This window comes from Streptomyces sp. SID5910 (assembly GCF_009862125.1).
Lineage (GTDB): Bacteria > Actinomycetota > Actinomycetes > Streptomycetales > Streptomycetaceae > Streptomyces.
On the sequence record NZ_WWHX01000930.1, the window covers coordinates 1 to 10,649 of the forward strand.

A 10,649-nucleotide genomic window follows, 5' to 3' on the forward strand; every position below is an offset into this window, starting at 1 on the left:
CCGCCGCCGCGCAGCCGGCCGCCCGGGAGCAGCCGGCGCCCGCCCCGGACGACGGACTCGCCCTCACCCCGCCCATGGGCTTCAACAACTGGAACTCCACCCACTGCCGGGCCGAGTTCAACGAGGCGATGGTCAAGGGCATCGCGGACATCTTCGTCGAGAAGGGCCTCAAGGACGCCGGGTACGAGTACGTCAACCTCGACGACTGCTGGGCGCTCCCGCAGCGCGGCACCGACGGCAGGCTCGTGCCGGACCCGGTGCGCTTCCCGAACGGCATCGACGCGGTCGCCGACTACGTGCACGCCAAGGGCCTCAAGCTCGGCATCTACACCAGCGCGGGCACGAGGACGTGCGACAGCACCGGGATGCCCGGCGCGCTGGGCCACGAGTACAGCGACGCCCGGCAGTTCGCCGACTGGGGTGTGGACTACCTCAAGTACGACAACTGCAACAACCAGGGCCTGGACGCCGTGCAGCGGTACACGACCATGCGGGACGCCCTGAAGGCCACCGGCCGGCCCATCGTCTACAGCATCTGCGAATGGGGCGAGAACAAGCCCTGGGAGTGGGCGGGCGAGCTCGGCCAGCTGTGGCGGACCACCGGCGACATCGGCGACAACTGGGGCTCGATGCTGTCGATCCTGAAGAAGAACCTGCCACTCGCCCCCTACGCCGGCCCCGGCCACTGGAACGACCCGGACATGCTGGAGGTCGGCAACGGCGGCATGACCGCCACCGAGTACCGCACCCACTTCTCGATGTGGTCCGTCATGGCGGCCCCGCTCCTCATCGGCACCGATCTGCGCCACGCGTCCGACGAGACTCTGGAGATCCTCGGCAACCGGGAGGTCATCGCCGTCGACCAGGATCCGCTGGGCAGGCAGGGCACCGTGATCTCCTCCGAGGGCGGCCGCTGGGTGGTCGCCAAGGAGATGCGGGACGGCAGCCGTGCGGTGGCGCTGTTCAACGAGTCCGACACCCCGCAGCGCGTCACCACCAGCGCGAAGGCCGTCGGCCTCCCGGGCGCCCCCGGCTACACCCAGCGCGACCTGTGGCAGCACCGGAGCTACCACACCGCGGGCACCCTGTCGGCCACCGTCCCCGCCCACGGCACGGTCCTGCTGCGGGTCGGCGCCGACCGCGGCTGGGCGCAGCACCCGCCCGCCGTCGAACTCGGCCTGGAGGGCGGCACGCTGGTGGAGGCGGGCACCCCGGCCACGCTGACCACGACGGCCACCGACCTCGGCCGCACCCCGGCACACCGGGTGTCCGTGTCCGTGCGCGGCCCCGAGGGCTGGCGGGTGCGGGCCACCTCACCGGCGGGCACCGCCGTCCTCCCGGCGGGCCGCTCGCTGCGCACCACGTGGTCCCTCACCGCGCCCGCGGGCACGCCTCCGGGGTCGTACGGCCTCACCGTCGAGCTGAGTCACCGCGCGTCGAACGGCGCACGCGTCGGGACGGTCCTGCCGGTGACCACGTCCGTGGTGGTGCCGCCGCCCAGCGGGACGTCCGGGCTCGGCGACCTGCCGTGGCTGTCGGCGACCAACGGCTGGGGCCCGGTCGAGCGCAACACCAGCAACGGGGAGAGCGCCGCGGGGGACGGCAACCCGATCACCATCGGCGGCGTGGTGTACGACGCCGGGCTCGGCGTGCACGCGGCGAGCAGCGTCGCGTACTACACGGGCAGGGTCTGCGAGAAGGTCACCGCCGAGGTCGGCGTGGACGACGAGAAGGGCGCCAAGGGGACCGTCGCCTTCCAGATCTGGGCGGACGGTACCGAGGTGGCCTCGACCGGGGTCCTCACCAACGCGATGCCGGCCCAGCCGGTCACGGCGGACGTGACGGGCGCCGAGGTGGTCCGGCTCGTCGTCACCAACGGCGGCGACGACACCGACTCGGACCACGCCGACTGGGCGCAGGCCCGGCTGACCTGCTGAGCCGCGCCGGTCCCTGTCAGACCCCCGCCGCGGTCACGCCCGCCGTCCTGGTGAGCGCGGCCGCGGCGGCCCCGACCAGTCCCGCGTCCGTGCCCATCAGGGCGGGTACGACCGTCAGGCGCCGCACGAAGGACAGCGTCGCGTAGTCGGTCAGGGCCTTGCGCAGCGGGCCGAAGAGCACCTCGCCGGCCTTGGCCACTCCCCCGCCGACCACGGCGATGTCGATCTCGACGAGGGTGGCGGTGGCGGCGATACCGGCGGCCAGCGCCTGTGCCGCCCGTTCGAAGGAGGCCACGGCGACCGGGTCGCCCAGCCGGGCGGCGTCGGCCACCGCGGCGGCCGACGTGTCGCCGTCCGGGCCCGGACGCCAGCCGTCGGCGAGCGCGCGCCGCGCGATGTTGGGGCCGCTCGCCAGGCGCTCGACGCAGCCGCGCGCACCGCACGGGCACGGGTCGCCGTCCAGGTCCACGCTGATGTGCCCGATGTGACCGGCGTTGCCGGTGGGGCCGGGGTGGAGCGCCCCGTTCAGGACGAGGCCGCCGCCGACGCCCGTCGAGACGACCATGCACAGCGCGTTGTCGTGCCCGCGCGCCGCGCCCTGCCAGTGCTCGGCCGCCGTGATCGCCACCCCGTCGCCGATCAGCTCGACGGGCAGGCCACCGGCGGCGGCGCCGACCCGCGGGACGAGGGGGAAGTCGCGCCAGCCGGGCACGTTGACCGGGCTGACCGTGCCCGTGGAGGCGTCGACGGGGCCGGCGCTGCCGATGCCGACGGCCGTGGCCCGCCCCCACAGCGGCGACGCGGTGAGCTCCGCGAGGACCGCGTCCACGGCCCGCATCACGGTCTCGCCGTCCTCCTGGGCGGGCGTCGCACGCTGCGCCCGGGCCTGGATCCGGCCGTGGCCGTCCACCAGCGCCCCGGCGATCTTGGTGCCGCCGATGTCCAGCGCTGCCACGAGGTCGGTGTGCATCAGAGTCGGATCTCCCCGTCAACCGAAAGAAATGGAGGTACACGAGCGGGAGCAGCAGGCCGGCCGCGCGGTGGGGGCGCGGGCCGAAGAGTGCGATGGACAGTGTCTCCCGCATCTGACAACGTTGTCCAGGCTCTATGCTCGACGCCACATCCTCATACAAGCGCATGAGCGACGCATCCCCCGTGGACGACAGGAGCCGACGCAATCCCGTGGACGACAGGACAGGACACCGCACCGTGCCCGACATGCCCCTCCGCGCAGACCGGCTTCGCGGGAACCGCTACGGCAACCGCCCGACCATGAAGGACGTCGCCGCCCGCGCCGGGGTCGGGCTGAAGACCGTCTCCCGGGTGGTCAACGGCGAGCCGGGCGTCACCGCGGAGACCGAGCGGCGGGTCCAGGAGGCCATCGACGCGCTCGGCTTCCGCCGCAACGACAGCGCGCGGGTGCTGCGCAAGGGCCGCACGGCGAGCATCGGGCTGGTGCTGGAGGATCTCGCGGACCCGTTCTACGGCCCGCTGAGCCGTGCGGTGGAGGAGGTGGCCCGCGCCCACGGGGCGCTGCTGATCAACGGCTCCAGCGCGGAGGACCCGGACCGGGAGCAGGAGCTGGTGCTGGCGCTGTGCGCGCGGCGCGTGGACGGGCTGCTGGTGATCCCGGCCGGGGACGACCACCGGTATCTGGAGCCCGAGCTGAAGGCCGGGGTCGCCACGGTGTTCGTCGACCGTCCGGCGGGGCGGATCGACGCGGACGTGGTGGTGTCCGACAACTTCGGCGGCGCCCGTGACGGCGTGGCCCATCTGATCGCGCACGGGCACCGCAGGATCGGCTTCATCGGCGACATGCCCCGCATCCACACCGCCGCCGAGCGGCTGCGCGGCTACCGGGCCGCCATGGAGGACGCGGGCATACCGGTGAAGGACTCCTGGATGTCGCTGGGCGTCACCGACCCCGAGCGGGTGCGCCGGGCCGCCGAGGAGATGCTCGCCGACCCGCACCCGGTGACGGCGATCTTCACGGGCAACAACCGGGTGACGGTCACCGTGATCCGGGTCCTCGCCGAGCACACCCGCAGCGTCGCGCTGGTCGGCTTCGACGACATCGAGCTGGCCGATCTGCTGCGGCCGGGCGTGACCGTGGTCGCCCAGGACGCGGCGGCCCTCGGCCGGACGGCGGCCGAGCGGCTCTTCCGGCAGCTGGACGGCACGCTCCTCGCCCCCGAGCGCATCGAACTGCCGACCCGGCTGGTCACCCGCGGCTCGGGCGAACTGCCCCCGGCGGACTGAGCGCCCCGTGGACGACATGGCCGGCGCGGCGGGCGCCGGGGCGGGAGACCGAGCGGACGCGCCGCGCCCGAAGACCGCCGGGGCACGCCCGGACGGCGCCGGGGAACGGGCAGGGGAAGAAGCGGGAGCCTCCGGGGCCGCCCCCGCCCGGGCGCGGGCAACAAGCGCCGGGACGGCCGGGGACGCCGCGGCCCCGGGCCGCGCGGACGGCCGTGCGCCGGACGACGGGGACGCGGAGGACCGGACGCTCGACGCGCTCGGGCTGGCCGGGGTGCCGCGGGAGCAGCCGCTGCTGTATCCGGGGGCATGGCCGCGGGAGTCCGGTCTGCTCGTCGGCGACCGGCTGCTGCCGCTGGACCTGCCGGTGCACGAGGACCGCGTCCCGGTGCTGGCGATCGGCTCGAACGCCAGCCCGGGCCAGCTACGGCACAAGATGGCCGAGTTCGGGATCGAGTCGCCGATCCCGATGGTCAGGTCCCGGACCACCGGGGTCGACATCGGCGTCTCCGCCCATGTGAGCCGCATGGGCTACGTGTCCGCGTCGCCGGTCCGCGCCCCGGGCGCCGTACGGGAGCTGTTCGTGCTCTGGCTGGACGCCGAGCAGCTCGCGGTGATCGACGCGAGCGAGGGCGTGCCGATGGCGGCCGGGAACTTCGACCGCGCCTGGCTGCCCGCTCCGGACGTCCGCGTGGAGCCGGGCGACGGCACGGTGCTGCGCGGCGTGTACGCCTACGTCAACCGGCACGGGGTCCTGCACGACGGTGCCGGCGCGCCCCGCAGGCACCCCGGCGAGCAGCGCCCGCTCCTGACGGAGCTGCTGCGCGGATCGGCCCGGCTGCGGGAGCTGTTCGGGACGACGCCCGAGGAGTTCTGCGCGCGGGCGCGGGCCGACCGGGGGCTGTGCGAGCGGGGGACGCGGCTGTTCGCCGAGGAGCGGCGCGTGACGGCGTCCGGCCTGGAGCGGTACGTGGACTCCGGCCGGACGGACGAGCCGCTTCCCCCGACTCCGCCGCCGCCTACTGCGCCGATGCCGTGAGGTCGCCGCGCCGGGGCGACGAGAAGCCCTCAAGGTCGGCGCGGGTCAGACCGGTGAGCCGGGCGACCTCGCCGGTGTCGAGGGCGCCGCAGTCCAGGCCGCGCAGCAGGTAGCCGCTGAGGGCCTTGGCGGTGGCGGGCTCGTCCATGACGTCGCCGCCGGTCTGGTTGGCGTAGCGGGCGAGTCGGGCGGCGGCCTGTTCGAAGCCCTCGCGGTAGAAGGCGAAGACCGCCGCGTACCGGGTGGGGATGTGGCCGGGGTGCATGTCCCAGCCCTGGTAGTAGGCGCGGGACAGCGCGCGGCGGGTCAGCCCGAAGTGCAGGCGCCACGCGTCGTGGACCTTCTCCGTGGAGCCGACGGGCAGGACGTTGGTGGAGCCGTCCGAGACGCGTACGCCGGTGCCGGCGGCAGCGACCTGCATGACCGCCTTGGCGTGGTCGGCGGCCGGGTGGTCGCTGGCCTGGTAGGCGGCGGAGACGCCGAGGCAGGCGCTGTAGTCGAAGGTGCCGTAGTGCAGGCCGGTGGCGCGGCCCTCGGCGGCCTGGATCATGCGGGCGACGGCGGCGGTGCCGTCGGCGGCCAGGATGGACTGGCTGGTCTCGATCTGGATCTCGAAGCCGATCCGGCCGGGCTCCAGGCCGCGGGCCTTCTCGAAGGCCTCCAGGAGCCGGACCATGGCGGTGACCTGCTCGGGGTAGGTCACCTTCGGCAGGGTGAGGACGAGCCCGTCGGGCAGGCCGCCGGCCTCCATCAGGCCGCTGAGGAAGACGTCGAGGGTGCGGATGCCGCGGGCGCGTACCGGGGCCTCCATGCACTTCATGCGGATGCCCATGTAGGGGGCCGCGGTGCCCTGGTCGTAGGCCTCGGCGACGAGCCGGGCGGCGCGGGCGGCGGCCTCGTCCTCCTCGGCGTCGGACCGGTTGCCGTAGCCGTCCTCGAAGTCGATGCGCAGGTCCTCGATCGGCTCGCGCTCCAGCTTGGCGCGCACCCGGGAGTACACCGGCTCGGCGAGTTCGTCGGACAGGCCGAGGGCGGCGGCGAAGGACGCGGCGTCGGGGGCGTGCTCGTCGAGCGCGGCGAGCGCCCTGTCTCCCCAGGTGCGGATGGTGTCGGCGGCGAAGACGTCACCGGGGACGTAGACGGTGTGGACGGGCTGGCGGGTGCCGGGGTCGCCGGGGTAGAGGCGCTCCAGCTCCGCGTCGACCGGTGCGAGGGAGGCACTGATCTCCTCGCCGACGGCGCCCGCGAGACTCGTTGCCACCTTCTCCTGCTGACCCATCCCACACTCTCCTATTTTCCGCTGAACTTTTCCGCTGAACGGAATCAATAATCCGTAGAGCGAAGTTATCTGCCGCATCTGCCCCGGTCAACCGTCCCCCGGCACCGCCCGGCGGTCCACCTCCATCCTGCGCAGACGCCGAGGCCCCCGCGACCACGGACGGTCGCGGGGGCCTCGGCCGGAGCTGCGGCGGGGATGCTCAGCCCTTGCGGGACTTCACTTCCTCGGTGAGCTGCGGGACGACGTCGAAGAGGTCGCCGACGACGCCGTAGTCGACGAGGTCGAAGATCGGGGCCTCGGCGTCCTTGTTGACCGCCACGATCGTCTTCGAGGTCTGCATGCCGGCCCGGTGCTGGATGGCGCCGGAGATGCCGTTGGCGATGTAGAGCTGCGGCGAGACGGACTTGCCGGTCTGGCCGACCTGGTTGGTGTGCGGGTACCAGCCCGCGTCCACCGCGGCGCGGGAGGCGCCGACGGCCGCGCCGAGGGAGTCGGCGAGCGCCTCGATGATCGCGAAGTTCTCGGCGCCGTTGACGCCGCGGCCACCGGAGACCACGATCGCGGCCTCGGTCAGCTCCGGACGGCCGGTCGACTCGCGCGGCGTGCGCGAGGTGACCTTGGTGCCGGTCGCGGCGTCGGAGAAGGACACCGACAGGGCCTCGACGGCACCGGCGGCCGGGGCCGGCTCGACGGCCGCGCTGTTCGGCTTGACCGTGATGACCGGGGTGCCCTTGGAGACGCGGGACTTGGTGGTGAACGCGGCGGCGAACACCGACTGGGTCGCGACCGGACCCTCGTCGCCGGCCTCCAGGTCGACGGCGTCGGTGATGACGCCCGAGCCGAGACGCAGCGCCAGGCGGGCGGCGATCTCCTTGCCCTCGGCGGAGGACGGCACCAGCACGGCGGCCGGGGAGACGGCGGCGACGGCGGCCTGGAGGGCGTCGACCTTCGGTACGACCAGGTAGTCGGCGTACTCGGCGGCCTCGTGGGTGAGGACCTTCACCGCGCCGTGCTCGGCGAGGGCGGCGGCGGTGTCACCGGCGCCGTTGCCCAGCGCGACCGCCACCGGCTCGCCGACGCGGCGGGCCAGGGTCAGCAGCTCCAGGGTCGGCTTGCGGACGGCGCCGTCCACGTGGTCGACGTAGACGAGAACTTCAGCCATGGGACTTCTTCTCTCCTGCTTGCGAAAGATGAGGGGCGGTAGGGACGGCGGGGGCTCAGATGAACTTCTGGCCCGCGAGGAACTCGGCGAGCTGCTTGCCGCCCTCGCCCTCGTCCTTGACGATCGTGCCCGCGGTGCGCGCCGGACGCTCGGTGGCCGACTCGACGACCGTGTACGCGTTCTCGAGACCGACCTCATCCTCGTCGATGTCGAGGTCGGACAGGTCCCAGGACTCCACCGGCTTCTTCTTGGCCGCCATGATGCCCTTGAAGGACGGGTAACGCGCCTCGCCCGACTGGTCGGTGACCGACACGACCGCCGGCAGGGAGGCCTCCAGCTGCTCCGTGGCGGAGTCGCCGTCACGGCGGCCCTTGACCGTGCCGCCCTCGACGGAGACCTCGGACAGCAGCGTCACCTGCGGCACGCCCAGGCGCTCGGCGACCAGCGCGGGCACGATGCCCATGGTGCCGTCGGTGGAGGCCATGCCGGAGACGACCAGGTCGTAACCGGCCTTCTCGATCGCCTTGGCCAGGACCAGGGAGGTGCCGATGGCGTCGGTGCCGTGCAGGTCGTCGTCCTCGACGTGGATCGCCTTGTCCGCGCCCATGGACAGCGCCTTGCGCAGCGCGTCCTTCGCGTCCTCGGGGCCCACCGTCAGGACGGTGATCTCCACGTCGTCGCCTGCTTCCTGGCGTGCTTCCGAGATCTGAAGCGCCTGCTCGACCGCGTACTCGTCCAGCTCGGAGAGCAGACCGTCGACATCGTCGCGGTCGACGGTCAGGTCATCGGCGAAGTGCCGGTCGCCAGTGGCGTCGGGCACGTACTTCACAGTGACAACGATCCTCAAGCTCACGCCGGCTCTCCTACTGCATCGTCATTTCAGTGCTGCCTGCTTGCAGGCAGCATAGGCGCCTCAAGCGGCCGATTCCGGTCGGGGCGACCCGCGCTTCCAGCCGGAACATTACTCGTCAGTACACCCAGTTCTTTCCCGCTAAGCAAGCGCTTTGAACTGTGACCTTCGCAACGCAGCGTAACCGGAACTCGACCGTTCCGCAGAAGCAGGCGGACGGAGTCGGAAGGCGGCCCGCGGAGCCCGTGGAGGCTCAGTCGCGCAGGCCCGTGAAGCGTCCCTGGTGGTACAGCAGCGGGCTGCCGGTGCCCGCCGGGTCGCCGAGCAGGACCTCGGCCAGCACGATGCGGTGGTCCCCGGCCGGGACGCGGCCGACGACCCGGCACACGAGCCAGGCGAGGACGTCGTCCAGCACGGGAACGCCCTCGGGGCCCTCGTGCCAGACGGTGGGCGCGCCGAAGCGGTCGGCGCCGCTGCGCGCGAAGGTGGCGGCCAGCTCCCGCTGGTGCTCGCCGAGCAGGTGGACGCCGACGTACTCGGCCCGGGACACGGTGGGCCAGCTGGAGGAGCCGGTGCCGATGCCGAAGGAGAGCAGCGGCGGTTCGGCGGAGACGGAGGTCAGGGAGGTCGCGGTGAAGCCGGCCGGGCCCGCGTCGCCGCGTGCGGTGATCACCGCCACCCCCGCCGCGTGCCGCCGGAAGACGGACCGCAGGAGGTCGCCGCCGGTGGCGGTCCGGGGTGCGGCGAGGTCGGGTGTGGCCGGCATGCGGGGTGTCCTTCCGCCGTGCGCCTCCGTCCGGGGAGCGGGGAGCGGGGCCGTACGGGCAGGCTGACGATGGGTGGCACACACAGTCAAATACGTCCCGGGATCTGGAAGCTGTGGAGAACGCCTCACCGCCGGCGTGGCGATGATCACACCGCCTCCCCCAGGGCGGCGATCACGTCCGCCTTGCGCGGCAGGCCGGCGGCCCGCCGTACGACGCGGCCCTCGGCGTCGAGGACCAGCACGGTCGGGGTCTTGAGCACGTCCAGCGCGCGGACGAGTTCCAGCCGCGCCTCGGCGTCCAGTTCGACATGGGTGACGCCGGGGACCATGCCGGCCACCTCGCCGAGGAGCCTCCGGGCGGCCCGGCAGGGGGCGCAGAAGGCGCTGGAGAACTGCACGAGCGTGGCGCGCACGCCCAGTTCCGTGCCCAGGTCGGCCGCGTCCAGGCGCAGGCCCTCGCGCCGCTCGCCGTCGTTCCGCCCGTGCACGCGCGCGTCTCCCGCTCCGCCGCCTTCGCGGCCTCTCATGGGCGCGCCACGCGGGCGGCCCGGTCCGGTCGTCCTCAGGTCCAGCGCCCGGGAGCGGGCGATGATTCCCCGGTTCACCATCGCGTTTCGGCCATCCGGCGGCCGATGACGTGATGAGGATTACGCCACGGCCGGGCACCAGGGCTGGTTCCCCGGCCGTTCTTGGGGCACGATCTCGACAAGCCGTAAACCTACGGCTGCGTAACTTTCGACTGGGAGTCTTCTTCCCAGGCCGAGAAGGAAGGGTCCGACCCGCCCATGGCAGAACTCGTCTACCGCCCGGTCATCGGTCTCGCCCGCACCATGTTCAAGGTGTGGGACCTCAAGATCGACTGCCGTGGGTCGGAGAACATCCCGCGCTCGGGCGGCGCCGTGCTGGTGAGCAACCACATCAGCTACCTGGACTTCATCTTCGACGGCCTGGCGGCGCTGCCGCAGAAGCGGCTGGTCCGCTTCATGGCGAAGGAGTCGGTCTTCCGGCACCGGATCTCCGGTCCGCTGATGCGCGGGATGAAGCACATCCCGGTGGACCGCAAGCAGGGCGAGGCCGCCTACGCGCACGCCCTGGACTCGCTGCGGTCCGGCGAGATCATCGGGGTCTTCCCGGAGGCGACGATCTCCGAGTCGTTCACGCTGAAGAGCTTCAAGTCGGGCGCCGCGCGCCTGGCCCAGGAGGCGGGCGTACCGCTGGTGCCCATGGCGGTGTGGGGCACGCAGCGGCTGTGGACCAAGGGCCACCCGCGCAACTTCAAGCGCAGCCACACCCCGGTCACCATCCGGGTCGGCGAGGCGATGGAGGCCTCCCGCGAGCAGTACGCGGGCGCCATCACCCA

Annotated in this window: 9 protein-coding genes and 1 pseudogene; 4 read left to right on the plus strand and 6 right to left on the minus strand. The window is 73.1% G+C overall.

The features are described 5' to 3' along the window. Positions 1-1,937 (plus strand): NPCBM/NEW2 domain-containing protein (locus tag GTW67_RS33095; RefSeq protein ID WP_237519156.1); only part of this gene is annotated, 1,937 nt, incomplete at its 5' end. Positions 1,938-1,953: 16 nt separating this feature from the next. Here the strand turns inward: GTW67_RS33095 and GTW67_RS33100 are convergent. After that, positions 1,954-2,907, minus strand: coding sequence for an ROK family protein (locus tag GTW67_RS33100; protein WP_161168441.1), 954 nt, complete (start codon positions 2,905-2,907; stop codon positions 1,954-1,956). Positions 2,908-3,155: 248 nt separating this feature from the next. Between GTW67_RS33100 and GTW67_RS33105 the strand changes: the two genes are divergently transcribed. After that, a complete protein-coding gene (locus GTW67_RS33105) occupies positions 3,156-4,196 on the plus strand; it encodes a LacI family DNA-binding transcriptional regulator (protein WP_202438028.1) in 1,041 nt (346 codons plus the stop codon). Positions 4,197-4,458: 262 nt separating this feature from the next. Next, entirely contained in the window at positions 4,459-5,232 is a 774-nt protein-coding gene (locus GTW67_RS33110) for a hypothetical protein (protein ID WP_161168447.1), read from the plus strand. On the opposite strand, the gene GTW67_RS33115 is transcribed toward GTW67_RS33110, so the two are convergent. From GTW67_RS33115 to GTW67_RS33135, 5 genes and pseudogenes are all read right to left on the minus strand, one after another. After that, positions 5,213-6,511 carry a DUF6986 family protein gene (locus GTW67_RS33115; RefSeq protein WP_161168442.1) on the minus strand — a complete coding sequence of 433 codons (1,299 nt, stop codon included), beginning with the start codon at positions 6,509-6,511 and terminating at the stop codon, positions 5,213-5,215. The two genes, GTW67_RS33110 and GTW67_RS33115, sit on opposite strands and share 20 nt — an antisense overlap. Positions 6,512-6,710: 199 nt before the next feature. Next, entirely contained in the window at positions 6,711-7,673 is a 963-nt protein-coding gene (locus GTW67_RS33120; protein ID WP_161168443.1) for an electron transfer flavoprotein subunit alpha/FixB family protein, read from the minus strand. Between the two features lie 55 nt (positions 7,674-7,728). After that, complete coding sequence (locus GTW67_RS33125; RefSeq protein WP_161168046.1) at positions 7,729-8,526, minus strand: electron transfer flavoprotein subunit beta/FixA family protein; 798 nt, start codon at positions 8,524-8,526, stop codon at positions 7,729-7,731. Between the two features lie 250 nt (positions 8,527-8,776). Continuing rightward, positions 8,777-9,289, minus strand: a complete 513-nt coding sequence (locus GTW67_RS33130; RefSeq protein WP_161168045.1) for a flavin reductase family protein — start codon at positions 9,287-9,289, stop codon at positions 8,777-8,779. Between the two features lie 146 nt (positions 9,290-9,435). Continuing rightward, positions 9,436-9,802, minus strand: a pseudogene (locus GTW67_RS33135) (thioredoxin family protein); the annotation flags it as partial. Positions 9,803-10,074: 272 nt separating this feature from the next. On the opposite strand from GTW67_RS33135, the gene GTW67_RS33140 reads away from it, so the two are divergent. Next, a partial coding sequence (locus GTW67_RS33140; protein WP_161168444.1) for a lysophospholipid acyltransferase family protein occupies positions 10,075-10,649 on the plus strand: 575 nt, incomplete at its 3' end.

Coding starts and splice junctions, on each gene's coding strand:
- GTW67_RS33105 (WP_202438028.1), top strand. CDS start 3,156: ATGCCCCTCCGCGCAGACCGGCTTCGCGGGAACCGCTACGGCAACCGC.
- GTW67_RS33115 (WP_161168442.1), bottom strand. CDS start 6,511: ATGGGTCAGCAGGAGAAGGTGGCAACGAGTCTCGCGGGCGCCGTCGGC.
- GTW67_RS33100 (WP_161168441.1), bottom strand. CDS start 2,907: ATGCACACCGACCTCGTGGCAGCGCTGGACATCGGCGGCACCAAGATC.
- GTW67_RS33120 (WP_161168443.1), bottom strand. CDS start 7,673: ATGGCTGAAGTTCTCGTCTACGTCGACCACGTGGACGGCGCCGTCCGC.
- GTW67_RS33130 (WP_161168045.1), bottom strand. CDS start 9,289: ATGCCGGCCACACCCGACCTCGCCGCACCCCGGACCGCCACCGGCGGC.